At 60.5% G+C, this 25,380-nt stretch carries 24 protein-coding genes; 6 read left to right on the forward strand and 18 right to left on the reverse strand.

The annotated features are described in order from the left end of the window. Positions 1–106 precede the first annotated feature (106 nt). A complete protein-coding gene (locus HFK74_RS08725) occupies positions 107–298 on the reverse strand; it encodes a CsbD family protein (protein ID WP_180203154.1) in 192 nt (63 codons plus the stop codon). A gap of 199 nt (positions 299–497) precedes the next feature. Between HFK74_RS08725 and HFK74_RS08730 the strand changes: the two genes are divergently transcribed. Continuing rightward, positions 498–875, forward strand: a complete 378-nt coding sequence (locus HFK74_RS08730; RefSeq protein WP_180203155.1) for a hypothetical protein — start codon at positions 498–500, stop codon at positions 873–875. A gap of 169 nt (positions 876–1,044) precedes the next feature. On the opposite strand, the gene fadD1 is transcribed toward HFK74_RS08730, so the two are convergent. Both fadD1 and fadD2 read right to left on the reverse strand, forming a co-directional pair. After that, positions 1,045–2,745 carry a long-chain-fatty-acid--CoA ligase FadD1 gene (gene fadD1, locus HFK74_RS08735; RefSeq protein WP_180203156.1) on the reverse strand — a complete coding sequence of 567 codons (1,701 nt, stop codon included), beginning with the start codon at positions 2,743–2,745 and terminating at the stop codon, positions 1,045–1,047. Positions 2,746–3,124: 379 nt separating this feature from the next. Continuing rightward, entirely contained in the window at positions 3,125–4,813 is a 1,689-nt protein-coding gene (gene fadD2 / locus HFK74_RS08740; protein ID WP_180203157.1) for a long-chain-fatty-acid--CoA ligase FadD2, read from the reverse strand. Positions 4,814–5,040: 227 nt separating this feature from the next. On the opposite strand from fadD2, the gene HFK74_RS08745 reads away from it, so the two are divergent. Together HFK74_RS08745 and HFK74_RS08750 are read left to right on the forward strand one after the other, a co-directional pair. After that, the gene (locus HFK74_RS08745) at positions 5,041–5,985 is read left to right on the forward strand and encodes an alpha/beta hydrolase (protein WP_180203158.1); all 945 of its coding nucleotides are present in this window, start codon (positions 5,041–5,043) and stop codon (positions 5,983–5,985) included. Positions 5,986–6,026: 41 nt separating this feature from the next. Further along, positions 6,027–6,497 carry a MaoC family dehydratase gene (locus HFK74_RS08750; protein WP_008056792.1) on the forward strand — a complete coding sequence of 157 codons (471 nt, stop codon included), beginning with the start codon at positions 6,027–6,029 and terminating at the stop codon, positions 6,495–6,497. 151 nt (positions 6,498–6,648) lie between these two features. On the opposite strand, the gene HFK74_RS08755 is transcribed toward HFK74_RS08750, so the two are convergent. From HFK74_RS08755 to HFK74_RS08770, 4 genes are all read right to left on the reverse strand, one after another. Continuing rightward, entirely contained in the window at positions 6,649–7,512 is an 864-nt protein-coding gene (locus tag HFK74_RS08755) for an HlyD family secretion protein (RefSeq protein ID WP_180203159.1), read from the reverse strand. 10 nt (positions 7,513–7,522) lie between these two features. Then, entirely contained in the window at positions 7,523–7,729 is a 207-nt protein-coding gene (locus HFK74_RS08760) for a DUF1656 domain-containing protein (RefSeq protein ID WP_008056790.1), read from the reverse strand. After that, complete coding sequence (locus HFK74_RS08765; RefSeq protein ID WP_180203160.1) at positions 7,716–9,704, reverse strand: FUSC family protein; 1,989 nt, start codon at positions 9,702–9,704, stop codon at positions 7,716–7,718. Before HFK74_RS08765 ends, HFK74_RS08760 begins: the two co-directional genes overlap by 14 nt. 157 nt (positions 9,705–9,861) lie before the next feature. Then, entirely contained in the window at positions 9,862–10,329 is a 468-nt protein-coding gene (locus tag HFK74_RS08770; protein WP_008056786.1) for a PA2169 family four-helix-bundle protein, read from the reverse strand. Between the two features lie 204 nt (positions 10,330–10,533). Between HFK74_RS08770 and HFK74_RS08775 the strand changes: the two genes are divergently transcribed. Together HFK74_RS08775 and HFK74_RS08780 are read left to right on the forward strand one after the other, a co-directional pair. Beyond that, positions 10,534–10,770, forward strand: a complete 237-nt coding sequence (locus tag HFK74_RS08775; RefSeq protein ID WP_008056784.1) for a DUF3820 family protein — start codon at positions 10,534–10,536, stop codon at positions 10,768–10,770. Between the two features lie 12 nt (positions 10,771–10,782). Continuing rightward, positions 10,783–11,964: an aminotransferase class V-fold PLP-dependent enzyme gene (locus HFK74_RS08780; protein WP_180203161.1), complete on the forward strand. Its 1,182-nt coding sequence runs from the start codon at positions 10,783–10,785 to the stop codon at positions 11,962–11,964. Between the two features lie 2 nt (positions 11,965–11,966). On the opposite strand, the gene HFK74_RS08785 is transcribed toward HFK74_RS08780, so the two are convergent. The 4 genes from HFK74_RS08785 to zwf all read right to left on the reverse strand — a co-directional run bounded on the left by HFK74_RS08785 (position 11,967) and on the right by zwf (position 15,729). Then, positions 11,967–12,683 carry an intradiol ring-cleavage dioxygenase gene (locus HFK74_RS08785; protein WP_180203162.1) on the reverse strand — a complete coding sequence of 239 codons (717 nt, stop codon included), beginning with the start codon at positions 12,681–12,683 and terminating at the stop codon, positions 11,967–11,969. 193 nt (positions 12,684–12,876) lie between these two features. Beyond that, a complete protein-coding gene (locus HFK74_RS08790; RefSeq protein ID WP_020797030.1) occupies positions 12,877–13,542 on the reverse strand; it encodes a bifunctional 4-hydroxy-2-oxoglutarate aldolase/2-dehydro-3-deoxy-phosphogluconate aldolase in 666 nt (221 codons plus the stop codon). A 17-nt stretch (positions 13,543–13,559) separates the two neighbouring features. Continuing rightward, positions 13,560–14,273 (reverse strand): 6-phosphogluconolactonase, encoded by a 714-nt coding sequence (gene pgl / locus HFK74_RS08795; protein WP_180203163.1) that lies wholly within the window; start codon positions 14,271–14,273, stop codon positions 13,560–13,562. Beyond that, positions 14,260–15,729 (reverse strand): glucose-6-phosphate dehydrogenase, encoded by a 1,470-nt coding sequence (gene zwf / locus HFK74_RS08800; RefSeq protein WP_008056775.1) that lies wholly within the window; start codon positions 15,727–15,729, stop codon positions 14,260–14,262. The genes pgl and zwf overlap by 14 nt, the downstream gene beginning before the upstream one ends. Before the next feature lie 226 nt (positions 15,730–15,955). Here zwf and HFK74_RS08805 point away from each other — a divergent pair, with 226 nt between their 5' ends. Then, on the forward strand, positions 15,956–16,816 hold the full coding sequence (locus tag HFK74_RS08805) for a MurR/RpiR family transcriptional regulator (protein WP_170948639.1): 861 nt from the start codon (positions 15,956–15,958) through the stop codon (positions 16,814–16,816). 131 nt (positions 16,817–16,947) lie between these two features. On the opposite strand, the gene HFK74_RS08810 is transcribed toward HFK74_RS08805, so the two are convergent. The 7 genes from HFK74_RS08810 to HFK74_RS08840 all read right to left on the reverse strand — a co-directional run bounded on the left by HFK74_RS08810 (position 16,948) and on the right by HFK74_RS08840 (position 25,264). Beyond that, positions 16,948–17,802, reverse strand: coding sequence for a D-hexose-6-phosphate mutarotase (locus HFK74_RS08810; RefSeq protein WP_180203164.1), 855 nt, complete (start codon positions 17,800–17,802; stop codon positions 16,948–16,950). Positions 17,803–18,021: 219 nt separating this feature from the next. Further along, positions 18,022–19,368, reverse strand: a complete 1,347-nt coding sequence (locus HFK74_RS08815) for a carbohydrate porin (RefSeq protein ID WP_180203165.1) — start codon at positions 19,366–19,368, stop codon at positions 18,022–18,024. A gap of 149 nt (positions 19,369–19,517) precedes the next feature. Continuing rightward, positions 19,518–20,678 carry an ABC transporter ATP-binding protein gene (locus HFK74_RS08820; RefSeq protein ID WP_180203166.1) on the reverse strand — a complete coding sequence of 387 codons (1,161 nt, stop codon included), beginning with the start codon at positions 20,676–20,678 and terminating at the stop codon, positions 19,518–19,520. A 3-nt stretch (positions 20,679–20,681) separates the two neighbouring features. Beyond that, entirely contained in the window at positions 20,682–21,527 is an 846-nt protein-coding gene (locus HFK74_RS08825; protein ID WP_008056770.1) for a carbohydrate ABC transporter permease, read from the reverse strand. Further along, a complete protein-coding gene (locus HFK74_RS08830) occupies positions 21,520–22,428 on the reverse strand; it encodes a carbohydrate ABC transporter permease (RefSeq protein ID WP_180203167.1) in 909 nt (302 codons plus the stop codon). Before HFK74_RS08830 ends, HFK74_RS08825 begins: the two co-directional genes overlap by 8 nt. A 159-nt stretch (positions 22,429–22,587) precedes the next feature. Next, complete coding sequence (locus tag HFK74_RS08835; RefSeq protein ID WP_180203168.1) at positions 22,588–23,886, reverse strand: ABC transporter substrate-binding protein; 1,299 nt, start codon at positions 23,884–23,886, stop codon at positions 22,588–22,590. A 118-nt stretch (positions 23,887–24,004) separates the two neighbouring features. Next, positions 24,005–25,264 (reverse strand): AGE family epimerase/isomerase, encoded by a 1,260-nt coding sequence (locus HFK74_RS08840; RefSeq protein WP_180203169.1) that lies wholly within the window; start codon positions 25,262–25,264, stop codon positions 24,005–24,007. Positions 25,265–25,380: the final 116 nt, after the last annotated feature.

The following is a 25,380-nucleotide window of genomic DNA, read 5'->3' on the forward strand; positions in this document are numbered from 1 at the left end:
AAGTAGCCTACCTGGCGACTTTGAAACAGTTTCGTCGATCAAGTTCAGGCTGACACAAAAACGGCCATCCGTGGATGGCCGTTCCATACGCTCACAAAGGGCCGTTTCACGCGTTGTCGACACCTTTCTTGATCGCATCCTTGGCTTTGCCGATGGCTTGCTGAGCTTCGCCTTTCCTTTCCTGAGCCTTGCCTTCCGCTTGCAGGTTGGGGTTATTGGTGGCCTTGCCCACGCCTTGCTTGACGTTACCAGCGGCTTCGTTGGCCATGCCTTTGACTTTATCGCTTGTGCTGCCCATGGTGTTTCTCCTGTGAACATCTCAATGAGAAAAAGTGGTTACACAAGGTTGACCGGGGGCGTTTGCAGGGAGTTTCATTTATTTTCCGGCGACATTTCATCGTTCAATGCAGGTTGGGCTTTATGTTTGCCCGGCAACCCTCGAGAATGCGCAACGTATTCAGGCCCTGGGGCTGAAGATCCAATTTTGTAGGAATGTTATGAAACTCGATAAAAAGCAGGCCATTGCCCGCAGAAATCAGGAACTCGGCGGTGCTGTGCTTGGCGTCAACAATTGCCACTTCACCGAATTGAACCGCAACCGCAACATCTGGTGGTTCGACATCCCGGTGTCGCGCCTGGCGATTGGTCAGTACGAGTGGATTCACCTGCTGATGCACACCCCGGACACCGACGAACTGCTGCACCTGAAAGTGCCGACGGTGTTCCTGCGCGAGAAGCTCGAAGGCCTGGTGGTACGCAACGAAGGCAAGCGCAAGGCAGCCCTGAGCCTGGAACTGAGCGCCGACAAGGACTCGTTCCTGCAGGACATGCGCCCGGCGGGCACCAACGTCAATTTCGCACCGTTCCGCCAGTAACACCCGCTCTCTGCACTGATCGTTCCCACGCTCTGCGTGGGAATGCCGCCCCGGACGCTCCGCGTCCGATGCTGGGACGCAGAGCGTCCCGGGATGCGTTACCACGCAGAGCGTGGGAACGATCAATTGAGCACAAACAAAAAGCCCCGCATCTGCGGGGCTTTTTTTGTTACGCGGCGGTTTTCTTCGCGTTGATCTTCTTCAGCTCTTCATCACGCAGTTCACGACGCAGGATCTTGCCGACGTTGGTGGTCGGCAGCGCATCGCGGAATTCCACGGCTTTCGGAACCTTGTAGCCAGTGACGTTGGCACGCATATGCTCCATCACCGTTTCCTTGGTCAGGGTCACGCCCGGCTTGGCGACGATAAAGATCTTGATCGCCTCGCCCGACTTCTCGTCCGGCACACCGATGGCTGCGCATTGCAGCACGCCCGGCAGGGTCGCCAGCACGTCTTCGAGCTCGTTCGGGTACACGTTGAAACCGGACACCAGGATCATGTCTTTCTTGCGATCGACAATGCGCATGTAGCCATCGGGCTGGATCAGCGCGATGTCGCCGGTCTTCAACCAGCCTTCGCTGTCGAGGATTTCATCGGTGGCTTCCTGGCGTTGCCAGTAGCCCTTCATCACCTGTGGACCTTTCACACACAGCTCGCCGATTTCGCCCATCGGCTGCTCGACACCGGCATCGTTGACGATTTTGCACAGGGTCGACGGCACCGGAATGCCGATGGTGCCGATCTGGATGTTCTGGATCGGGTTGACCGTGGCCACCGGGCTGGTTTCGGTCATGCCGTAACCTTCGCAGATGGCGCAACCGGTGACCGCTTTCCAGCGTTCGGCAGCCGCCAGTTGCAGGGCCATGCCGCCGGACAGGGTGACTTTCAGGCCTGAGAAATCCAGCTTGCGGAAGCCTTCGTTGTTGCACAGGGCCACGAATAGGGTGTTGAGGCCGACGAAACCGCTGAACTTCCACTTCGACAACTCCTTGACCATCGCCGGCAGGTCGCGCGGGTTGCTGATCAGGATGTTGTGGTTGCCGATCAGCATCATCGCCATGCAATGAAAGGTGAAGGCATAGATGTGGTACAGCGGCAGCGGCGTGATCAGGATCTCGCAGCCTTCATTGAGGTTGGAGCCCATCAGCGCCTTGCACTGCAGCATGTTCGCCACCAGGTTGCGGTGGGTCAGCATCGCGCCCTTGGCCACGCCGGTGGTGCCGCCGGTGTATTGCAGCACAGCCACATCGCTGCTGGCCGGGCTGGCTTCGGTCACGGGCTGGCCATGGCCCTTGCTCAGCACGTCGTTGAACTTGACGGCCTTGGGCAAGTGATAGGCCGGCACCATCTTCTTCACGTACTTGATCACGCTGTTGATCAGCAGACGCTTGAGCGGCGGCAGCAGGTCCGCCACTTCCGTGACGATCACGTGCTTGACCCCGGTTTTCGGCACCACGGTTTCAGCCAGGTGTGCCATGTTGGCCAGGCAAACCAGGGCTTTGGCACCGGAGTCGTTGAATTGGTGTTCCATCTCCCGCGCAGTGTATAGCGGGTTGGTGTTGACCACGATCAAGCCGGCGCGGATGGCACCGAAGACGGCAACCGGGTACTGCAACACGTTCGGCAGTTGCACGGCGATTCGATCGCCCGGCTGCAAATCGGTATGCTGTTGCAGGTAAGCGGCAAAGGCACCGGACAATTCGTACAGCTCACCGTAGGTGATTGTCCTGCCCAGGTTGCTGAAAGCCGGTTTGTTGGCGAAGCGTTGGCAGGACTGCTTCAACACTGCCTGAATATTCGGGTACTCGTCTGGATTGATGTCGGCAGCAATTCCAGCTGGGTACTTATCCTTCCAAAAGTCTTCGATCATGGAAGCCCACTCCTCAGCAACGCGAATTCAACACCGCATTTGATGCGATTATTATTGGTGTTTGTCTATAGGTGAGTCTGGCTTTTTACTAGGCCGAGAAGTCACAAAGCGCGCCGAGAGTAGCAGCTTTAAATTGGGTCGACTAGAGCCAAAAGCGGCCTCTACGGTCACTTTTTTGACTCAAGAACATTAGCTGGTCATTTTAGAGCAAAAAACCTATATGTCGCTGAAAGCCCCGAAATTCGGGGCTTTCCCTTAAACGCATCGCGGGCAAGCCTCGCTCCTACAGGATTGGTGTCGTTCACAAGGAGTGTGAATGACTCAAACTTGTAGGAGCGAGGCTTGCCCGCGAACCGCGCGAAGCGCGGCCATTCAACGATTATGCGATATCCCGCAACTCCCGCCGCAAAATCTTGCCCACCGGCGTCATCGGCAACGATTCACGCAAGACGATGTGCTTGGGCACTTTGTACGCCGTGAAGTTTTCCTTGCAGTAGGCCTTCAGCTCCTCAAGGCTGACCCCCGCCTCACGGGCAACCACGAACAACTTCACCGCCTCGCCTGAACGCTCGTCCGGTACACCGATCACCGCGCAGTTGGCGACTTTCGGGTGAGCCATGACCACGTCTTCGATTTCGTTCGGGTACACGTTGAAACCCGAGACGATGATCATGTCCTTCTTGCGATCGACGATGCGCACAAAGCCGTCCGGGTCGATCACCGCAATGTCGCCAGACTTGAACCAGCCCTCGGCATCCAGCACTTCATTGGTCGCCTCGGGTTTCTGCCAATAGCCCTTCATGATCTGCGGGCCCTTGATGCACAGCTCGCCCCGCTCGCCCAACGGCTGCTCGACACCGTCATCGTTGATGACCTTCAACGTGGTCCCCGGCACCGGCAGGCCGACCGTGCCGATGCGCGACTGGTCGCCATACGGGTTGGTGCAGGCCACCGGCGAGGTTTCGGTCAGGCCGTAACCTTCGGTGATGCGGCAACCGGTCAACTGCTCCCAGCGCTCGGCCGTGGCCTTGACCAGCGCGGTGCCGCCGGAGTTGGTGAGTTTGAGGCTGGAGAAGTCGAGGGTCTTGAAATCCGGGTGGTCCATCAGTGCGACAAACAGCGTGTTGAGCCCCAGCAATGCCGAGAACCGCCAGTTTTTCAGCTCCTTGATGAACCCGCCAATGTCCCGCGGATTGGTGATCAGCACGTTGTGGTTGCCGGTCACCATCATGCACATGCAATTGGCCGTGAATGCATAGATGTGGTACAGCGGCAGCGGTGCGATCATCACCTCCTGGCCTTCGCGCAACAGCGCCTGTCCGTCGGCCGCGAACTGGCTGAGGCAAGCCCGCGCCTGCTGCATGTTCGCCACCAGGTTGCCGTGGGTCAGCATCGCCCCCTTGGCCAGGCCGGTGGTACCGCCGGTGTACTGCAACACGGCGATATCCTTGAGGCCGGCGTTCAGTGGCTTGATGCTCTTTCCTTTGCCCTGGTGCAAGGCGCTTTTGAAGGAAATGGCCTGGGGCAAGGAATAGGCCGGGACCATTTTCTTCACCTTGCTCACCAGCGTATTGACCAGCCAGCCCTTGGCGGCGGGCATCAGGTCGCCCATCCTCGCTTCGATCAGGTACTGGATGTCGGTGTCCGCCAGCACTTCCTGGACCTTGGCCCCGAACATGTTCAGGTACACCAGTGCCCGGGCACCGGAGTCCTTGAATTGATGACGCATCTCCCGCGCGGTGTACAGCGGGTTGGTGTTGACCACGATCAGCCCGGCGCGCAAGGCACCAAACACGGCGATCGGGTATTGCAGGACGTTAGGCATCTGCACCGCGATGCGATCCCCCGGCACCAGGTCGGTGTGGGCTTGCAGGTAACCGGCGAACGCTGCGCTGTAGCGTTCCAGTTCGGCGTAGGTCAGGGTGACGCCCATGTTGCTGAATGCCGGGCGATCCGCGAACTTCTTGCAGGAACGCTCGAACACCTCGATGACCGACTTGTATTCAGCGACATCAATGTCCAGGGGTACGCCGGCCGGGCGTTTGTCATTCCAGAAATCAGGTTGCATTGTTCTTGTCCTCTTTACCTGAACCTATCCGGGGCCGCTGGTCTGTCATTTCTCGACAACAGAACGCGGAGCTTCACGGACACTAGCAGCTATGGTGAATCAGGCAAATATGGGCCAAGGCGTCATTGATCGTGTGAATCTTCCCGCCGTGGCGTGGGCTGATGCCAGCGCCGTTATGCGCTATACAATGCAACCACCTCGCGCCCCCTGCATGGAAAGGAATCGCCATGATCCACGACACGTTCTGGCTGACCACCAGTGACCGCAGCCGTCTCTTCGTCAACCAGTGGCTGCCTGCTGGCGGGCTCAAGGCCGTGATTTTGCTGGCTCACGGCATGGCGGAACACAGCGGCCGCTACGCGCGCCTGGCGGGAAAACTCTGCGAACAGGGCTACGGCGTCTACGCACCCGACCAGCGCGGACATGGCAAAACTGCCGAAAACGGGACGCTCGGCCATTTCGCCGACAGTGACGGCTGGGCCAAAGTGGTGGGCGACCTGGCGTGCCTCAACCAGCACATCGGCCAACAGCAACCCGGGGTGCCCATCGTGCTATTGGGGCACAGCATGGGCAGCTACATCGCCCAGGCCTATCTGCTGCATCACAGCGCCAGCCTGCACGGGGCCATTCTCAGCGGTTCGAACTTCCAGCCCGTGGCCCTTTATCGAGCGGCCCGGCAAATCGCCCGTGTCGAACGCCTGCGCCAAGGCCCCAAGGGGCGTAGCGCCCTGATCGAATGGCTGTCGTTCGGCTCGTTCAACAAAAAATTCAAACCGGCGCGCACCCGCTTCGACTGGCTCAGCCGTGACCCGGTGGAAGTCGACCTGTACGCCAACGATCCGCTGTGCGGCTTTCGTTGTACCAACCAGCTGTGGATCGATTTGCTCGGCGGGTTGCAGCAAATCAGCAAAGCGTCCAATCTCGCCCAGATCGATCCGGGCCTGCCGCTGCTGGTGATTGGCGGCGAATGTGATCCGGTGAGTGAGGGCAAGCGTCTGAAGGATCTGGCCAGCGCGTTGCGCGAGGCTGGCAGCCAGAGCTTGCAACTGACCGTTTACCCGCAGGCACGGCACGAACTGTTCAACGACATCAACCGTGATGAAGTGACGAGCGACGTGTTGGCCTGGATCAACCAGGCGTTGAGCAGTCCACGACCACACCGAACCGAATAGTTTTTTGTGAATTTTTTAATTCGTCACAGGAATCCAGACACATGACCCAGGTTACCAACACCCCTTACGAAGACCTCGAAGTCGGCCAGACCGCCAGCTTCAGCAAAACCGTCGAAGAGCGCGATATCCAGCTGTTCGCCGCGATGTCGGGCGATCACAACCCGGTGCACCTGGACGCCGAATACGCCGCCAGCACCATGTTCAAGGAGCGTATCGCCCACGGCATGTTCAGCGGTGCGCTGATCAGTGCCGCGGTCGCCTGCGAGCTGCCTGGGCCGGGCACTATCTACATCGGCCAGCAGATGAGCTTTCAGAAGCCGGTGAAGATTGGCGACACCCTGACGGTGCGCCTGGAAATCCTCGAGAAACTGCCGAAGTTTCGTGTGCGCATCGCCACTCGCGTGTTCAACCAGCGCGATGAGCTGGTGGTGGACGGCGAAGCGCAGATCCTGGCGCCGCGCAAGCAACAGTCGGTGACCTTGACCGAGTTGCCGCCGATCAGCATTGGCTGATCTAAAACCTTTGGATAGGTTTTTCTGTGGTGAGGGGATTTATCCCCGTTGGGCTGCGAAGCAGCCCCTTGCGTCCGGTCAGACAGAGAGATTTGTCTGGATTTACGACTGCTTCGCAGCCGAGCGGGGATAAATCCCCTCGCCACAACGATCAGCGTTCCCCCTCCTGCACCTGCACGCTCGCCGTCATCCCCGCACTCAGGTTGAGCCCTTCAGGCACGTGGTCGAGTTTGATCCGCACCGGAATCCGTTGCGCCAGCCGAACCCAGTTGAACGTCGGCTCCACCTCTGCCAACAACTGGCCATCCGGCGTGGTATTGCGGTCGGTAATCCCCCGGCTGATGCTTTCCACCCGCCCCTGCAAGGCATCCCCGGCGCTCATCAACCAGACCTTCACCGGGTCGCCGACACGAATGCGCGGCAGTTTGGTTTCTTCGAAATACGCCTGCACATAAAAGGTCGAGTCATCGATAAGGGCCATCACCGATTGCCCGGCATTCACATAGTTGCCCTGGGCCAGGCGCAGGTTGGTGATGTGGCCGTTGCGCGGGGCGTGGACCTGGCTGCGGTCCAGATTGATTTGCGCGGCCTTGGCTTCGGCCTGGGCTTCGCGCAGTTCGCCACGGGCGATGCCGGCGTTGATCTGCGCGTTTTCCCGCAGCTCCGCACTGATTGCCTGCGGCCCGAGGCTGGCGCGTCGGCTGGCTTCGCGCTCACGTAGACTGAGTTGCTGCTGGCGGGTCTGCACCACGGCCTGGGCCTTTTCCAGCGCGGCTTCGAAACGGTCGCGGTCAATGCTCAGCAACAGGTCGCCGGCCTTCACCTGCTGGTTGTCGTACGCCTTGAGCTCGCGCACCCAGCCTGACACATCCGGGGAAATCACCACCACGTCGGCACGGATGCGCGCGTCACGGGTCCAGGGGGTCAGCATGTAGTACTGCCACAAATGCAAACCTGCAAAAATCGCCGCCACCACCAGGCACAGGGTGACCGCGACACGTACGGAGGTACGCATATTCAACTCCTTACAAAGGTCCGAGGACGACGGTGATCGCGGTCAATACGCAGACGTACAAGGCGCAATCGAATAACGCTTCATGCCAGATCCAGCGGCTCGCTGGCGTCAGGCGCAACAAAAGGCGCAAGGCACCGGTCACCAGCAGTGCCAGCACCACATAAATCAGGAACGGGCTGAGCAGCACGCCGCCCACCGACCACTCACGCAAGCCCATCGACTTCCTCCTGCTGGCGGCACCAGGCGCGCCAGCTGTTTTGCAATTGCAGCACCGCACCCTGGGCCAGCTTCACCGCATCACCGGGGGGCAAGGCGTACAAGGTTTGCAGCAATGCTGCGCTCGGCTCGGCCAATGCCTCGGCGCGACTGCCGGCCGGGCCTTGGCGCAGGATTTTTTCCAGGTCATCGAGGTAACGCCGTTGCGGCTCCGTAACCGGTACTTGCGCCACCGCCAGGCTCAAGCGCAGGTGCAGCAATTCATCGCCGATGTCCAGGCCGAGCAAGCCGTCGTCCCAACGACTGCGCGCCGGTTCCGGCAGTTCCGGATAGTGCCGCGCCAGTTGCAGCAAGCGGTCGGCCATGCGCCCGCCGAACCAGCTTTCGGCGCCGGCCAGGTTGCGTCGGGTCAGGCGCACCAGATCGTCCAGGGTAGCCGCCAGCAGGCGTCGGCCATGCCAGGCCGGGTTGCGCAGGATCAGCAAATGGAACGCCAGCACCGCCGCACCGACGCCGATCACCATGGCCTGTGCGCTGTTGAAGAACGTCGCGACGTCGAACTGCATCTGGTTCAACGGTGCGACCAACACAATGAAATGCAGGCAGAACGAGGTGGCCGTAGCACCGATCTGCGCCTTGGCCATGCCCAGCGCGCCGAAAAATAGCGGCACGCCCATGGCCAGGCAGAGCATCGCGAAACTGCTCCACTGCGGCAGTAGAATTTGCCCGACGATAAACGCCGCCGGAATGGCCAGGAAAATACCCCGCATAAAACTCATGCCGATCTGCGCGCCGTTCTCACGACTGGCAAACAGGCTGCATACCACGCAGGTCAACACCAGTGCACCGGCGGCAGCCGGCCAGGCGGTCGCCAGCCAAAAGCACGACACCACCAGGAAGGCCAGTGCGCTGCGGGCGCCGAAGACCAGGGCCAAAGACAGATCGCGGTGCGGCGTCAGGGTTCTCGGCGGGTCGAGTGTTTCACCGCCCTGCTCCACCGCCTTCAACGCCGCGTTTGCCGCCAGGGCGGTATCGATCAACAAGGTGAAGCGGACCAGGCAGTAACTCTGCGCAGAACTGATGCCCGGATCATGGGAAGCATCGAGCAAACGCGGGCGCAAGGCTTGCAGGGTCGCGCTATCGGCGCTGTTCAGCGCCCCCTGGACCTGGTTCATCCAGGGCATCAACTGCTCGGATTCCTGCGGCGCCAACTGCTTCCATTGCCGGCGCACCGAACGGGCAATACGCAGCAGCATCAACAGTTTCTGGCTCAAGCCACTGATGGCCCGCGCGCGCTGGCGGCCGCGGCTGCCTTCGAACCAGGCGTGTTCGCGCTGGGCGTCCACCGCGACGATTCGTCCGAGGATTTCCAGCAGCCCCTTGCGCGCCTGGGCATCACCGGCCAGGGTCGCCTGCGCCGCCTTGATGCCGCTTTGCCAGGCAGCCCGGGCCTGATCCGCCAATTGCCGTTCGACCCGCAGCGGCCAGAGCAAGGCACTGCTGGCCGTGGCGCAGATAATCCCCAGGCAGATTTCCGTGCAACGCGCCACCGCCTGGTCGAACACCGTCAGCGGATGATTGATGGCGGGCAAGGCAATGATCGCCACCGTGTAGCCGGCCAGCACAAATGAATAGGACCAGGCGCTGCGCAACAACGTTGAACTGGCGGTACACAGCCCCAGCCACAACGCCAGCGCCAACAGGAACAGCCAGGGCGTCTGGGCGAAGACGCCCATGAACACCACCGACATGATGGTCCCGACCAATGTCCCCAGCAGCCGCGCCAAGCCCTTTTGCAGGACCATCCCGGACAACGGCTGGGCGACGATGAAGGCCGTCATCAACGCCCAGGCCGGTTGCTCCAGGCCCCAGCGCAGGGCAAGCCACAGCGCCACGCCTCCGCCGATCAAGGTCTTGATCGCGAATTGCACGGCGCGGCGGTCAGGCAGGAACAGGGCCTGCAAAGTGATAGGCACGGAATGGACTCTTGGGAGGACGATTTAACGATAGTCGGCCTGGGCCGTGTAACTTGAAAAACAAATTATTAGCTAGCTATCTATATGCCGTCCAGCAGTAAATCCATAACACAAAAAAACGCCAGGCTGGCTGGCGTTTTTGACAGCTAACGAGCGCTTACGAGCGTGCGCGAGCCTGGTTACGCAAGGCTTTTACCTGATCGTGATTGCGTTGTACGCCGTGGTACTGGCGCTCAACGATGTCACGAATGCCCACCAGGTTATGCTTGTTGATTTTTTCCATGGCGTCCCGATAGGCCTTCAGCGCATGGTCTTCACCACGCTCGGCTTCATTGAGCACGGCCTCTTCGTCCTTGCCGGTGAACATCGACTTCACGTCGACCCAGCGACGGTGCAAATCACCGCTGACACTGGTGGAAGTTTCCGGATCGCCACCCATGGAACGCACGGCGCTCTGCAGTTCTGCCGCCGCTGCGGCGCAATCGGCCGAGCGTTGCACGAACAGGGTCTTGAGTTCAGGGTGCTTGATGTCTTCAGCGCAAGTCTTGAACCCTTCCTGACCGTCCTTGCTGGTTTCAATCAGGTCGTTGAGTACAGAAATCGCTTCTTTATTCATGTCGGTCATTTTTCAATTCCTTGCGGGTTGATGAAAGATGCAATAGGTATTGCACTCGTCATGCCAGCCTGGAACCGATCAGTAATTCGTTATTTTTCAATAAGTTAAAATCAACCAAAGAATCTGTATCCGTTTTATTTGCATGATCTGTCATTTGGCCTGCATGCAGAATGCCTGTATTTTCCAGACTGATTGATTCAAGGCGACCGATTGATGAACCCCGAAAAACTCGAACTGCTGATAACCCGGCAAATGCCCTTCGGCAAATACAAGGGCCGAATCATCGCCGACCTCCCCGGCCCCTACCTCAACTGGTTCGCCCGGGAAGGTTTCCCCCATGGCGAACTGGGTGGCTTGCTGGCCCTGATGCAGGAAATCGATCACAACGGCTTGTCCGAGTTGCTCGAACCCTTGCGCGCCAAACATGGCAAACCCGCACCCCGTCATTGAACCGAGTAACCCATGCCCGATAACACCCGCCGCGCCCGTGATGAAGCTTTCTGGCGAACCTTTGCCGACCGCTACGATGTCCAACCCGGCCCGATCAACCTGGAAAATGGTTACTTCGGGCGTATGTCGCGCACGGTGGTCGAGGAATACCAACGCAACATCGAGCTGATCAACCGCAGCAACTCGGTGTACGTGCGCCAGCGTTTCGAACAGGGCGAGAGCCACAGGATCAGCGCGCAGGTGGCCGGTTTGATTGGCGTTGCCGCAGAGAGCGTCGCCCTTACCCGCAACGCGACGGACGGGCTGCAATCGTTGATCCGCAACTACAACCGCTTGCAGCCAGGCGACCAGGTGCTATTCAGCGACCTGGAGTACGACACGGTCAAGGGCGCCATGCGCTGGCTGGCGCGCACCCGCGGCGTCGAAGTGATCGAGATCGAGCACCCGCATCCCGCCAGTTTCGACAGCCTGCTGAGCGCCTACCGTGACGCCTTCACGCGTTACCCGCGACTCAAGCTGATGGCCCTGACCCACGTCACCCACCGCACCGGCCTGGTGATGCCGGTCCAGGCGATTGCAGCCGCCGCCAGGGGGCTTGGCATCGACGTGATCCTCGACGGCGCCCACGCGCTGGGCCAGTTCGAATTCGACCTCAATGAACTGGGTATCGACTTCGCCGCCTACAACCTGCACAAGTGGATCGGTGCGCCGCTGACCCTGGGGTTCATCTTCATCGCCCCCGAGCGCCTGGCCGACATCGACCCGGACATGGGTGAGATGCATTTCCCGGTCACCGACATCCGCGCCCGCACGCCCTACAGCACACCGAACATTCCGGCCTTGCTGACCCTGCCGCTGGTCATCGAGGAACATCATGCGATGGGCGGTTCGGCAGCCAAGGGGGCGCGGCTCAACTACTTGCGCAACCTGTGGGTTAGGCCGGCGCGCGAGCTGTCGGGGATCGAAGTCATGACGCCGGATGACCCGAGGCTGTACTGCGGCATCACGTCGATGCGTTTTGTCGCTCATGCCGAGCAGCAGCCGATGGTTGAGCGTTTGCTGCGCGACTACAACCTGTTCACCGTGGTGCGCAGCGGTGCGGCCTGTGGTCCGTGTATCCGCATCACGCCGGGGCTGACCACCACCGCGGCCGACATGATGCTGTTGACCACGGCGTTGACCGAACTGCGCTGAGGTCACACGGTGTATTTGTCGAAGTCTTCGGGCTTGATCTGTGCCGACACCGCGAAGGTGTCGATGCCGATAGTCATGTACCCGAAAAAGCCGTCTTCATTCGAGTCGCGGCCGAGGGTATGGATGTTCAGGGTCGAGGCTTCGCCGCCCATGTTTTGATAGTAAAAATCTCGATCGTTGCTCAATGGCGCGCTGGCCCGACCGCGATATTCCCGGGCATTGAGCACCGAGCGCGCGGCCACTTCGGGAAAGTACAACTGCCCCACCCACGCAACGTGGCGCTCTTGCAGATAGTTGTTGCCACTGGTGATGCGCACGGCGACGTGAATGTGCAGGGCCCTGCCTGCATAAAACCCCGGGCAGATCGTGGTAAACCGGGCGATACCTTTCTTATCGGTGAATTGCCCGCCACGCAGGTAGGTGTCGTCGTCGGTTCGCGGGATCGCGCCGATGTCTCCAGCGTCGACCTCCAGGTCCGGGTTGACCCGGCTCCAGCCCGAATACGCCCCGCGTGCATTGCAGTGCCAGATGTCCACCAGCGCATCGGTGACCGGCTGAGCAGTCATGGCATCGACGATTTTCAAACGCAGCACCAAAGGAACACCCTCGACGCTTTCGCTGATGTTTCTTCTGATGAGTTTCGGATTGCGAAAATACGGGCCGGCTATTTGTTCGGGTGACAGCAAGTAAACCGGTGCTGCAGAGGTGTTGTCGTCCATGACGTTCGCTCTTCCATAAGATGAACGCAGGCTAGCACCGGGCTGAATTCAAAATGCGCTAACTATGTATCGCATGATGTCGTTGCAGGCTTGCCCGCTCCTGCAGGGTTTATTTCAGGCAAAAAAAAACGGTGCACCGACCAAGCGCACCGTAAAGCCGTAAAACACACAACTACGTGTCTGGTAAAGCGGATCAGTCCAGCAGCGCCAAGGCCTCGGCGGTGCATTCCTGAATGCGGGCCCAGTCGCCGTTCTTGATCCACTCCGGATCAAGCATCCAGCTACCGCCCACGCACATGACGTTTTTCAACGCCATGTAGCTCTTGATGTTGGCCGGACCTACGCCGCCAGTCGGGCAGAACTTCACTTCGCCGAACGGGCCGCCCAGGGCCTTGATGGCTGCGACGCCACCACTGACTTCTGCCGGGAACAGTTTGAAGCGGCGATAGCCCAGGCCGTAGCCTTCCATGATGCCCGAGGCATTGCTGATGCCCGGCAACAGCGGAATAGGGCTGGCGACGCTGGCTTCCAGCAGGTCACGGGTGATGCCTGGCGTGACGATGAACTGCGAACCTGCCGCTTCGGCCGCAGCCAGCATGTGGCGATCGAGCACGGTGCCGGCACCGGTCACCAGCTCCGGACGCTGCTCACGCAGGACCTGGATGGCCTTGAGGCCGAACTGCGAACGCAAGGTCACTTCCAGGGCGGTCAGGCCACCGGCCGCGAGGGCATCGGCCAGCGGCAGAATGTCCTGTTCGCGGGCAATGGTAATCACCGGCAGGATCCGCGCCTTGGCGCAGAGGCTGTCGATCAGGGCAACTTTATCCGCCATGGAAACGGTCGGGGATGGGTTTGTCATAGCGGCTGTTCCTTGGCTCATGGGCACCAGTAAATCTCTAACGTGGGTTGCAGAAAGGCGCGCACCGGCATTTCGGCGACATCGTCACCGGCCAGCGCGAAACTCAGGGTGGTCAGCTTGGACTGACCGGAAATCGACAAAATCTTGTGTTTGGCCGAAGCCAGCAGCGCACGGCTCATGGTCAGGCGTTGATGCGGCACAGTCGGCGCCAGCATCGGGTAGCAGCGACGAGTACCGTCGGCCTGCAGGGCTTCGGCGAGATTCGGGCTGCCGGGGAACAGTGACGCGGTGTGGCCGTCATCGCCCATGCCCAACACCAACACGTCGATCACCGGCAGCTCGGAAAGCAAACGATCGGCGTGCTCGGCGGCTTGCTCAAGGTTGGCGCTGGCGCTGTACAAGCTCAGGAACTGAGCCTTGGCCGCGGGCCCCTGCAACAGGTATTTTTTCAACAGGCCGGCATTGCTGTCGGCATGCTCGACCGGCACCCAACGCTCGTCGGCGAGGCTCACCACCACGTTCGACCAGTCCAGCGTTTGCTTGGCCAGGTGCTGGAAGAACGCCACCGGGCTGCGGCCACCGGAAACCACCAGGGTCGCCGTGCCTTGGGCCTCAATGGCATCGCTCAGTTGCTTGGCCACGTTCAGGGCCAGGCTTTCAGCCAGCAAGACCGGGCTCTTGAACGCATGTGCGTGGACGCCCTTAGGCAGTTTCAAATCAGATATCGCCATACCACGACCTCCCGTCCCGCGTGATCAGTGCAATGGAACTCATCGGTCCCCAGGACCCGGCCGCGTACGGCTTGGGCGCATCACCGGATTTTTTCCACCCGGCGATCAACTGGTCACACCACTTCCACGCGGCTTCGATTTCATCTTTACGGACAAACAGGTTCTGATTGCCGCGCATCACTTCCAGCAACAACCGTTCGTAGGCATCGGGAATCCGTGCACTGCGCCAGGTGTCGGAAAAATTCAGCTGCAACGGACCGCTGCGCAGCTGCATGCCCTTGTCCAGGCCTTGTTCCTTGGTCATCACGCGCAAGGAAATGCCTTCGTCCGGTTGCAGGCGGATAATCAGCTTGTTGCTGATCTGCAGGCGCTGCTCGGGAGCGAAAATGTAGTGCGACGGTTCCTTGAAGTGGATGACGATCTGCGACAGCTTCTGCGGCATGCGCTTACCGGTGCGCAGGTAAAACGGCACGCCGGCCCAGCGCCAGTTGCGAATATCGGCACGCAGGGCGACGAAGGTCTCGGTGTCGCTCTGGGTGTTGGAATTGGGTTCTTCCAGGTAACCGGGCACCGATTTCCCTTCGCTGTAGCCGGCGATGTACTGGCCACGTACCACCTGGGTGGTCAGGCCTTCCGGGCTGATCGGCGCCAGGGCCTTGAGCACCTTGACCTTCTCGTCACGGATGCTGTCGGCGGACAGGTCGGCCGGCGGGTCCATGGCGATCAGGCAGAGCAGTTGCAGCAGGTGGTTCTGGATCATGTCGCGCAGCTGGCCGGCCTTGTCGAAGTAGCCCCAGCGGCCTTCGATGCCAACCTTCTCGGCCACGGTGATTTCCACGTGGGAGATGTAGTTCTGGTTCCACTGGGTTTCGAACAGGCTGTTGGCAAAGCGCAGGGCGATCAGGTTCTGGACGGTTTCCTTGCCCAGGTAGTGGTCGATGCGATAGGTGCGGTTCTCCGGGAAGAACTGCGCCACGGCGTCATTGACCTTGCGCGAGGATTCCAGGTCCGAACCGATGGGTTTTTCCAGCACCACGCGGGTGTTTTCTGCCAGGCCGACCTTGGCCAGGTTCTCGCAGATCGCGCCGTAGACCGCTGCCGGCGTGGCGAAATAGGCGATGACCCGCTGCGCACTGCCGGCCGCTTCAGCCAGGGCTACGTAGTCTTCGGACTTGAGGAAGTCGACGTGCAGGTAGCTCAGGCGGGCAAGGAACCGCTCGGCCACGGCTTCGTCCAGCTCCTTGGCACCGACGTAGCGGCGCAGCTCGGACGTGATGAACGCCAGGTGCTCGTGCTCGCTGCCAGGCTCACGGGCCAGCGCGATGATCCGCGTGTCCTCGTGCAGGAGGCCTGCACCATCGAGTTGATAGAGGGCAGGAAACAGCTTGCGCAAGGCCAGATCGCCCAAAGCGCCGAACAAGGCAAAGGTGCACGGTTCAACCGTAATCGAAGGCATGATGTTTGTTCTTTTATCAAGTTAAGCTACAAATACCTTTTTTCAAGGCATCACTCAAGGGAAAATGTAGTAATAACCACAACATTTTCGCAAAATACAGATTCCGAGTGGTGGTCGGTCGGAGCCATCAGTAGGATAGGCCACCGTTACGGGCCTCATCAAAGGCCCTTTTTGCATTAGCCGCGCGCTTATTGGCGCAGGTGTAAAGGATACTTATATGGACCGCGTGCGAAATTTACTGGAGCAGATCCAGAATCGCCTTGAAGAGCTGAACAAGGCCGAACGCAAAGTGGCCGAGGTGATCCTGCTCAATCCGCAGCAGGCCACCCGATTCAGCATCGCCGCCCTCGCCCAGGCCGCCTCGGTCAGTGAGCCGACGGTCAACCGCTTCTGCCGTTCGTTCGGCGTCAGCGGTTACCCCGAGCTCAAGTTGCAACTGGCCCAGAGCCTGGCCAGTGGCGCCGCCTACGTCAGCCGTGCGGTGGAAGCCGATGACAACCCTGAAGCCTACACGCAGAAAATCTTCGGCAGCGCCATCGCGTCCCTGGACAGCGCTTGCCAGGCGCTGGACCCGAACCTGATCAGCCGCGCCGTCGACCTGTTGATCCAGGCCCGGCAGATCCACTTCTTCGGGCTTGGCGCTTCAGCCCCTGTGGCGCTGGATGCGCAGCACAAGTTCTTCCGTTTCAACCTGGCCGTGACCGCCCATGCCGACGTGCTGATGCAGCGCATGATTGCCTCGGTGGCGCACACCGGCGAGCTGTTCGTGATCATTTCCTACACCGGCCGCACCCGCGAACTGGTGGAAGTGGCGCGCATCGCCCGGGAGAACGGTGCTTCGGTGCTTGGCCTGACCGCCGAGAACTCGCCCCTGGCCAAGGCCAGTACCTTGAGCCTGAACATTCCGCTGCCGGAAGACACTGACATCTACATGCCGATGACTTCGCGGATCATCCAGCTGACCGTGCTGGATGTGCTCGCTACCGGCATGACCCTGCGCCGAGGGGTGGATTTCCAACCGCATTTGCGCAAGATCAAGGAGAGCTTGAATGCCAGCCGGTATCCGGTTGGAGATGAGTTCAACTAGATCTCTATTGCCTGTTCTGGCCTCTTCGCGGGCAAGCCTCGCTCCTACAGGATTACGCGGATTTCGCGGGCAACCGATAACCTGTAGGAGCGAGGCTTGCCCGCGAAGGCATTAGCCGTATCACCGCAAAATCAAGCCCCCACCCGCGCCTGCAAACTCAAATGAGCCCGCTCCCCTGGTTTCAGGCACAAGCTGTCGGTGCCGCCACTCGCCGCTTCCACGCAAACGAATTCCGATATCTCATTCCAGCTCACCCCCAGCAACGGCCGCGAGCCCGGGTGCCAGACCACCGTGTCCGCCGTGTCGCCGGTATCGATGTACAACGCCCTCTCCCAAGCGTGATCGTTGAGCTGCAGTTCGCCGTCATGCTGGAACACCCGCTGACAACCGCCATCGACGCGCAACTCGCCTTCCTGCTGGCAAACCTGCCGGTTCAACTGGTCGTAACCTTGCGCGCCCTCGAGCCCAGACAGCGCTATCTCACTGACATCGCCAATACGCCAGTAAGCGTGCAAAGCCTGGCTCAACTGACACGGCATGTCGTCCTGATGCTCAGTGCTCAGGTGCAACTCCATGCGCTCGCCCAGATGCGCGTGCAGGTCCACCTGCCAGTCGCACAGCTCAAGCCGCCAGTGCAGGCGCACGCCATCGTCATCGCTGCGGCTGTCGATCAGTTTCCAGTCGAGCAAACGCGCCCAGCCATGGGACGGCCAGGCGTTCTCGCTCGGATGACGGCCATACCATGGCCAGCACACCGGCACGCCACCGCGAATGGCCCCGACCTGCGGCCACTTCGCCGCGCACCACAGCCAAGGCTTCTGCCCCTTGGGCTGAAAGTGCAGCAACTGCGCGCCCTGACGACTGAACACCGCCTGACACAGCGGATGATCGATCACCAACACGTCGCGCTTCTGATAGCGCTCCCATGCGAACACCGGCCGTTCACGCAAGGATTTGAAGAAGCGTTGTAGCGGATGCTCAAGCATGTGCCACGGTCCTGAAAATCATGGAGGTACTCAGCGAATCAATGTAGTGACGGTCTACTGTGGCGAGGGGATTCATCCCCGTTGGGCTGCGAAGCGGCCCTAAAAAATGGGACTGCTAAGCAGTCCAGCGGGGATGAATCCCCTCGCCACACAAAAAAAAGCGGACAGCCTTGGCCGTCCGCAAAATGCGCACATGGTGAGGAGCTTATCGCAGTCGCGTTAGAACACCGACTGAATTTTCAGGCCGGCGACCAAAGCGTCATCGACTTCATCGACGCCACCCGGGTGGGTGATGTATTGCAGGTTGGGACGCACGGTCAGCCAGTTGGTCACGTGGAAACCGTAGTTGAGCTCGTAGTTGTATTCGGTGTCACGCAGGGGCGAGAACAGCGGATCGTTGTAGTCGCTGACGCCATTGGAGGCGTTGACCAGCTCGGCGTTTTTCTTCACGTCATCGTTGACATGGATACGGGCGAAACCGATCCCCATGTCATCTTTGGGACGGGCATCGAACGGCCCCTTGTACACAAACATCAGCGACTGGTAGTTGTCGACGATGTTGGTGTCCTTGTCGTGGAACGTGGCGTTGGCGGCAATGTTCAGGCCGCGGGTCGCGTCACCGTTATGGCTGGTGAGTTGCTGCTGTGCAACGAACCAGTAGCCGTGCTTGCTGCTGTGGCTGCGATAGGCGTTGCCGCTGGTGGCCGCATCATTGCCGTTGTCGTCCTCGATAACGTCATCGGCGCTGGCCGTACTCTTGTAGTAACCGACACGGTATTCGCCCGGCAGGTTGCCAGGGTTGGGCAACCACACCAGTTCGACCGGCAGGACGGTGCCCTCGGTACCACTGCCGCTGAGCTTGAAGCCGTTGCCGTGTTCCAGTTGCGTCGGGTTCTGGTTGTAGGCGCCGATCTGCGCATAGAACTCAGGCGAGATGTTCCACTTCAGGCGGATAGCGGCCTGGCTGACCGGCCAGTTGTACCAGATGTTAGTGGCCCAGTTGCCCACCTGGGAGCCGCAGAACGCCAGGTTCTGGAATTCGCACGGGAAGGTGTTGAAGTCTTCACCCTCACCGAAGTAACCGGCCTTGATGTCGAGTTTATTGTCGAGGAATTGATGCTTGATCCACAGCTGGGTCAACCGGACCATGTGCCCACGACCGTAGACTTCCTGGGACGAACTCAAGGTGCCGGCACGCGGGTCGCCGACACGGTCATTGGAGATGTTTTCACCGTTACGGTTGGTGAGCTGGACCTTGGCCTGGGTGTTGTCCCAGCCGAACAGTTTCTCCAGGTCCAGCGCCGCGCCCAGGCCGAACTGGTCGCTGTAACGCGCGGTCTTGTCATCGTTGAAGCCGCCGTGGAGGTTGCCGCCCACTTCACCGACGTAGTCCATCTTGATGTCGATGCCTTGCTCGATCAGCCGTGTCCTTTCGCCACCCCAATCGCCGGTCATCCATTCGGAATCGGCGCTGAACGCTTCAGCCGCGTGAACGCTGCCGGCCAGCATCATGGCCGCAACGGCCGATAACTGGCAGATAAGCTGAGCGCTGTTGTTCTTCTTCATCCCTACTTCCTCGTCTTATTGTTATTAACTTTTTTGTTTAACGCGGTTACGACTGTTATCCCCGGTAGGAGCTGGCTTGCCAGCGAACCAGGCGACGCGGTGTGTCAGGCACACCGCCTTCGCCGGCAAGCCGGCTCCTACAATGATTTTCAGCGGCCTTTGAATTGGGCGACGTTGGCGGTGTGTGATTCGGTTTTCGGCAGGCCGGCAACCCCCAGGCGTTCGCCGGTCTTGGCATCGAACAGCAGCACTTTCGATGGATCGAATTGCAGGGTCAGGGTCTCGCCCACCGCTGGCGCAACATCGGGCGCCAAGCGGCAGCAGACCTTGGTGTCATTGAGATTGACGAACACCAGGGTGTCGGGCCCGGTCGGTTCAGTGACCTGGACTTCAGCGCGAATGGTCGGCAAACCGTTGGCTTCTCCGTTGCCCAGCACGATCTGCTCCGGGCGCATGCCGAGGATCACTTCGCGGTCTTCGAGGCCGGCGTCCTGCATGCCCAGCGGCAATTCGCAACGGGCCTGGCCGCTGTCGAGCAGCGCCAGCAGGCGACCGTCCTTGCGCTGCAAACGCAGGGGGATGAAGTTCATCGGCGGCGAGCCGATGAAGCTCGCCACGAACAGGTTCGCCGGGTTGTTGTAGATGTCTTTCGGCGTGCCGAACTGCTGGATGATCCCGTCCTTCATCACCGCCACCTTGTCGCCCAGGGTCATGGCTTCGATCTGGTCGTGGGTCACGTAGACCGTGGTGGTTTTCAGGCGCTGGTGCATCAGTTTCATTTCGGTGCGCATCTCGACCCGCAGCTTGGCGTCGAGGTTGGACAGCGGTTCGTCGAACAGGTAGATCTTCGGCCGCCGTGCCAAGGCACGGCCCATCGCCACGCGCTGTTGCTGGCCGCCGGAGAGTTGGCCCGGCTTGCGGCTGAGCAGGTGTTCGATCTGCAGCAGCTTGGACACCCGAGCGACTTCTTCGTCGATTTCCGCCGTCGGCATCTTGCGGATCTTCAGACCGAACGCGATGTTGTCGCGCACGCTCATGGTCGGGTACAGCGCGTAGGACTGGAACACCATGGCGATGTCGCGATCTTTCGGGCTCATGCCACTGATGTCGGCGTCATCCACCAGGATCGCGCCGCCGCTGATGGTTTCCAGCCCGGCGATGCAGTTCATCAAGGTGGATTTGCCACAGCCGGACGGGCCGACCAGGATCAGGAATTCCCCGTCATCGATCTTCAGTTCGATGTTCTTCAGGGTGTCCGGCAAACCGGCGCCGTAGGTCTTGTTGACGTTGCGTAATTCGAGAGTTGCCATGTTCTACCCCTTGACCGCGCCGGACGTCAGCCCACGCAGGAAATACTTGCCAGCGAATATGTAGACCAGCAGTGTCGGCAGCCCGGCGATCATCGCGGCGGCCATATCAACGTTGTATTCCTTGGCCCCGGTGCTGGTGTTGACCAGGTTGTTCAGGGCCACGGTAATTGGCTGGGCATCGCCACTGGCGAAGACCACGCCGAACAGGAAGTCATTCCAGATCTGGGTGAACTGCCAGATCAGGCAGACCATCACGATCGGGATCGACATCGGCAGCAGGATCTTCCAGAAGATCATGAAGAAGCCCGCGCCATCGAGCCGCGCGGCCTTCACCAGCGCATCCGGAATGCTCACGTAGTAGTTGCGGAAGAACAGCGTTGTGAACGCCAGGCCGTAGACCACGTGCACCAGCACAAGGCCCGTGGTGGTGTTGGCCAGGCCGAACTTGCCGAGGGTGAACGAGGCCGGCAGCAGCACGGTCTGGAACGGCAGGAAGCAACCGAACAGCAACAGGCCGAAGAACAGCTGCGAACCGCGGAAGCGCCACATCGACAGCACATAGCCGTTCATGGCGCCAATGAAGGTCGAGATCAGCACCGCCGGCACGGTGATTTTCACCGAGTTCCAGAAGTAGCCGCCGACCACGTCCCAGGCCTTGATCCAGCCGATGCCGTCGATCACGGTCGGCCAGCTCAACAGGTTGCCGGTGCGGATGTCTTCCGGGGTCTTGAAGCTGGTCAGCAGCATCACGATCAGCGGGATCAGGTACACCGCGGCAGCCAGCAACAAGGTCGCGTAGATGGCGATGCGGCTGAAGCTGAGCGACGGTTTTCCGAGTTGATTAGTCATGGCGTTTGCCTCGCAGCTCGGAGTACAGGTACGGCACGAGGATGGTCAGCACGGCGCCGAGCATCAGCATGGCGCTGGCCGAACCGATGCCCATCTGGCCACGGCTGAAGGTGAAGGAATACATGAACATCGCCGGCAAGTCGGACGAGTAGCCAGGACCGCCTGCGGTCATGGCCGCGACCAGGTCGAAGCTCTTGATCGCGATGTGCGCGAGGATCATGAAGGCGCTGAAGAACACCGGACGCAGGCTCGGCAGCACGATCTTCAGGTAGATGGTCGGCAGGCTCGCACCGTCGACTTGCGCGGCACGGATGATCGACTGATCGACACCGCGCAGTCCGGCAAGGAACATCGCCATCACGAAGCCGGAGGCTTGCCAGACAGCGGCGATCACCAGGCAGTAGACCACGCGATCCTGATCCACCAGCCAGTCCAGGCGAAAGCCTTCCCAGCCCCAGTCACGCAGCATCTTGTCCAGGCCCAGGCCCGGGTTGAGCAGCCATTTCCACGCGGTACCGGTGACGATCATCGACAGCGCCATCGGGTACAGGTAGATGGTGCGGATGAAGCCTTCCTTGCGGATGCGCTGGTCCAGCAGCACGGCGAGGAGTACGCCCAGCACCAGGCTGATGCCGATGAACATGCCGCCAAACAGCGCCAGGTTCTTGCTCGCGACCCACCAGCGGTCGTTGTCCATCAGGCGCATGTATTGCTGCAGGCCGACCCACTTGTAGCTCGGCATGAAGCTGGAGTTGGTGAAGGACAGTATGAATGTCCAGATGATGTAACCGTAGAAGCCAACCAACACGATCAGCATGCTCGGCGCCAGTACCAACTTGGGTAACCAGCGTTGCAGCGCATCGAACGGTGAGGCTTTGCTGAAAACCGCCACAGAGCTCATCGGGATAATCCAGTTGAGAATTGAAGAACCACCTGTAGGAGCTGGCTTGCCAGCGAACCAGACACTGCGGTGTGCCAGGTACACCGCCTTCGCCGGCAAGCCGGCTCCTACAGGAGAGCGAGTCGAATGAGGCCGCAGGTGAACCTGCGGCTCAAGGGATCACTGGGCGGCTTTGACGGCCGACGCCAGTTGGGCGCTGGCCTTGGCCGGGTCGGCGTCCTTGTCGTTCATGAAGTTGGTGACCACGTCGAAGATCGCGCCCTGCACGGCCAGGGAGGTGGCCATGTTGTGCGCCATGCTCGGTTGCAGGCCGCCGTTCTTCTCGTCCGCCAGGAAGTCCTTGGCCGCCGCTTGGGCGCAGGAATCGAAGCCCAGGCCCGCCATGTCGTTCAACATGTCGGTACGCACCGGGATCGAGCCCTTGTTGATGCTGAAGACTTTCTGGAAGTCCTTGCCCAGGGCGACCTTGGCCAGGTCTTGCTGTGCGGCGATGTCGCCCTTGCGATCAGCTTTCAACTTGAACACAGCCATCGAGTCGATGTTGTAGGTGAAGGCTTTCTCGGTGCCCGGGAACGCCACGCACTGGTAGTCCTTGCCGGCGACTTTCTTCGCCGCGGTCCACTCGCTCTTGGCCCAGTCGCCCATCATCTGCATGCCGGCCTTGCCGTTGATCACGTCGGCAGCGGCGATGTTCCAATCACGACCGGCGCGGTTCGGGTCCATGTAGGTGGTGATTTTTTTCAGCTCGGTGAAGGCCTTGGTCATCTCGGCGCCCGAGAGGGTTTTCTGATCCAGGTCTACCAGGGCTTTCTTGTAACCGTCGGCGCCCATGACCGAGAGCACCACGTCTTCAAACACGGTGCTGTCCTGCCAAGGCTGGCCACCGTGGGCGAGCGCGATGAAGCCGGCGGCCTTGAGCTTGTCGCCAGCGGCATAGAATTCTTCGAGGGTGGTCGGCGCCTTGTCGATCCCGGCTTTCTTGAACACTTCCGGGTTGATCCACAGCCAGTTGACGCGGTGGATGTTCACCGGCACGGCGACGTAATCGCCTTCGTATTTCACGGTGTCGGAGACTTTCACCGGCAGCAGGCTGTCCCAGTTTTCCGACTTGGCGACTTCTGTCAGCGTGTCGGTGGACAGCAGGCCAGTGCTGCCCCACTCCTGGATGTCCGGGCCCTTGATCTGGGCAACGCCCGGCGGGTTACCCGCTACGGCGCGGCTCTTGAGCACGGTCATGGCCGTGGAACCGCCACCACCGGCGACTGCGCCGTCCTTCCAGGTGAAGCCGTCTTTTTCGACCTGGGCCTTGAGGACATCGACCGCTGCTTTTTCGCCACCCGAGGTCCACCAGTGAACGACTTCCACGGAACCTTTGGATTCGGCGGCAAGCACACTGAGAGGGAGCGCAGACAGGGAGACGAGAGAAATGACAGTAGCGAGGCGAGAAATCGCATTCATCTTGGAAGTACCTTTCTTGTTGTTATGCATGCAAGTCTGGTGCTTGCGCTGCAGAGGATTCTAAACAGGGGACACCCCTTCGCAGGTAACGAAGGGACGCGCGAATGTCACCGCATGGTTACATGGAAACGTTCTGGGACAATGCCGCCAGCGCACTGGCCATGCTCGGCGCCAGGGGCAGGCGCGGAATCAGGACGGCTTGCCAGGCGTGATAGAGATCGGGTTTGCCGGCCCAAATGTCACCGCTGGGGCGGTTCAATGGGTCGAGTTCGTGGTGCCAGCTGCCGCCTTCGCGATCGATGAAATGACCCTCACAAAAATCCCAGAACAGTCGGTACCAGTGTTCGTATTGCTCATCGCCCGTGCGCTTGAGCAAGGCACTGGCCGCGGCGCTGGCCTCACAATGGGTCCAGTGCAGGCGATGGCGAACCACCGCTTTGTTGTCCCAGTCGAGGGTGTAGACCATGCCCGGTGCGCCATCGATGTCCCAGCCGTGGCGGCAGTTCTGCGCGAAGAGCTTTTGCGCGTCGGTGACCAGCCATCCCGGGGTGAGCATGCCGGCGCGCACCCGCGCAGCTTCCAGGTGCAAGAGCAATCGGGCCCATTCGAAACCGTGACCCGGCGTGGTGCCGTACGGACGGAAACCGTCGGCCGGGTTGACATGGTTGTACTCGCGCAGGGGTTGCCAGTCGCGGTCGAAATGTTCGATCACCAGATAGTCATTGGCGGCGGCATGACCATGAATCACCCGCTCGACGATGCGCTGGGCGCGGCACAACCAGCGTTTGTCGTCGGTGACATCGGCCAGGGCGAGGAAGGCTTCGGTGGCGTGCATGTTGCTGTTGGCACCGCGATAGGCTTCCTCGCTACTCCAGTCGCGGCTGAAGGATTCGCGCAGGGCGCCTTCTTCTTCGCTCCAGAAGCAACTGTCGATGATGTCGATCGCGTCATCGAGCAAGGCTTGCGCACCGGGCCGCTGCGCGACCACCGCGGAACTGGCGGCCAGGGCCACGAAGGCATGCAGGTAAGCATTTTTTCCGGTGTCGCCGTCGCGGTGTTCGGCCACCGCGAACCAGCCACCGTGCACGGCATCGCGCAACGGCCCGCGCAGGGCCTGGATGCCATGATCCACCAGCTCGGCAAAGCCCGGCAGGCCCTGGATGTGCGCCATGGCGAAGCTGTGGGTCATGCGCGCGGTGTTCATGGTGTGTGCTTGCGCGTCGGCCGGCAGGTGACCTCGTTCATCGAGATTGCCGAAGCCTTCAGGCAGCTTCGAAGCCTTGGCAAACGCCAGCAGGCGCAGGCCTTCGGCGGCGAGCCATTGCTGGTGGGCGGGGGCATTCAGCCAACTGCTGAACGCGGGTTGGAAGGTGTGCATGGGGGGCCTTTTTTGTTGTTATGACTGAGTGGCAGTCTAAACAACGGGCCGTGGCGGGCTTGTAACGAAGGGGGCGAGTTATGTCACCGACTTGTGACATTTGCCTTGATGTTTTT

The sequence above is a fragment of the Pseudomonas sp. SbOxS1 genome (assembly GCF_013416725.1).
GTDB lineage: Bacteria > Pseudomonadota > Gammaproteobacteria > Pseudomonadales > Pseudomonadaceae > Aquipseudomonas.

What these genes read in the sequence shown, in the direction of transcription:
- HFK74_RS08745 (WP_180203158.1), top strand. Translation starts at nt 5,041, where the DNA reads ATGATCCACGACACGTTCTGGCTGACCACCAGTGACCGCAGCCGTCTC.
- HFK74_RS08815 (WP_180203165.1), bottom strand. Translation starts at nt 19,368, where the DNA reads ATGAAGAAGAACAACAGCGCTCAGCTTATCTGCCAGTTATCGGCCGTT.
- HFK74_RS08780 (WP_180203161.1), top strand. Translation starts at nt 10,783, where the DNA reads ATGCCCGATAACACCCGCCGCGCCCGTGATGAAGCTTTCTGGCGAACC.
- zwf (WP_008056775.1), bottom strand. Translation starts at nt 15,729, where the DNA reads ATGCCTTCGATTACGGTTGAACCGTGCACCTTTGCCTTGTTCGGCGCT.
- HFK74_RS08790 (WP_020797030.1), bottom strand. Translation starts at nt 13,542, where the DNA reads ATGACAAACCCATCCCCGACCGTTTCCATGGCGGATAAAGTTGCCCTG.
- fadD2 (WP_180203157.1), bottom strand. Translation starts at nt 4,813, where the DNA reads ATGCAACCTGATTTCTGGAATGACAAACGCCCGGCCGGCGTACCCCTG.
- HFK74_RS08725 (WP_180203154.1), bottom strand. Translation starts at nt 298, where the DNA reads ATGGGCAGCACAAGCGATAAAGTCAAAGGCATGGCCAACGAAGCCGCT.
- HFK74_RS08820 (WP_180203166.1), bottom strand. Translation starts at nt 20,678, where the DNA reads ATGGCAACTCTCGAATTACGCAACGTCAACAAGACCTACGGCGCCGGT.
- HFK74_RS08750 (WP_008056792.1), top strand. Translation starts at nt 6,027, where the DNA reads ATGACCCAGGTTACCAACACCCCTTACGAAGACCTCGAAGTCGGCCAG.
- HFK74_RS08830 (WP_180203167.1), bottom strand. Translation starts at nt 22,428, where the DNA reads ATGAGCTCTGTGGCGGTTTTCAGCAAAGCCTCACCGTTCGATGCGCTG.
- HFK74_RS08810 (WP_180203164.1), bottom strand. Translation starts at nt 17,802, where the DNA reads ATGCTTGAGCATCCGCTACAACGCTTCTTCAAATCCTTGCGTGAACGG.
- fadD1 (WP_180203156.1), bottom strand. Translation starts at nt 2,745, where the DNA reads ATGATCGAAGACTTTTGGAAGGATAAGTACCCAGCTGGAATTGCTGCC.
- HFK74_RS08775 (WP_008056784.1), top strand. Translation starts at nt 10,534, where the DNA reads ATGAACCCCGAAAAACTCGAACTGCTGATAACCCGGCAAATGCCCTTC.
- HFK74_RS08760 (WP_008056790.1), bottom strand. Translation starts at nt 7,729, where the DNA reads ATGGGCTTGCGTGAGTGGTCGGTGGGCGGCGTGCTGCTCAGCCCGTTC.
- HFK74_RS08825 (WP_008056770.1), bottom strand. Translation starts at nt 21,527, where the DNA reads ATGACTAATCAACTCGGAAAACCGTCGCTCAGCTTCAGCCGCATCGCC.
- HFK74_RS08785 (WP_180203162.1), bottom strand. Translation starts at nt 12,683, where the DNA reads ATGGACGACAACACCTCTGCAGCACCGGTTTACTTGCTGTCACCCGAA.
- HFK74_RS08835 (WP_180203168.1), bottom strand. Translation starts at nt 23,886, where the DNA reads ATGAATGCGATTTCTCGCCTCGCTACTGTCATTTCTCTCGTCTCCCTG.
- HFK74_RS08755 (WP_180203159.1), bottom strand. Translation starts at nt 7,512, where the DNA reads ATGCGTACCTCCGTACGTGTCGCGGTCACCCTGTGCCTGGTGGTGGCG.
- HFK74_RS08730 (WP_180203155.1), top strand. Translation starts at nt 498, where the DNA reads ATGAAACTCGATAAAAAGCAGGCCATTGCCCGCAGAAATCAGGAACTC.
- pgl (WP_180203163.1), bottom strand. Translation starts at nt 14,273, where the DNA reads ATGGCGATATCTGATTTGAAACTGCCTAAGGGCGTCCACGCACATGCG.
- HFK74_RS08840 (WP_180203169.1), bottom strand. Translation starts at nt 25,264, where the DNA reads ATGCACACCTTCCAACCCGCGTTCAGCAGTTGGCTGAATGCCCCCGCC.
- HFK74_RS08770 (WP_008056786.1), bottom strand. Translation starts at nt 10,329, where the DNA reads ATGACCGACATGAATAAAGAAGCGATTTCTGTACTCAACGACCTGATT.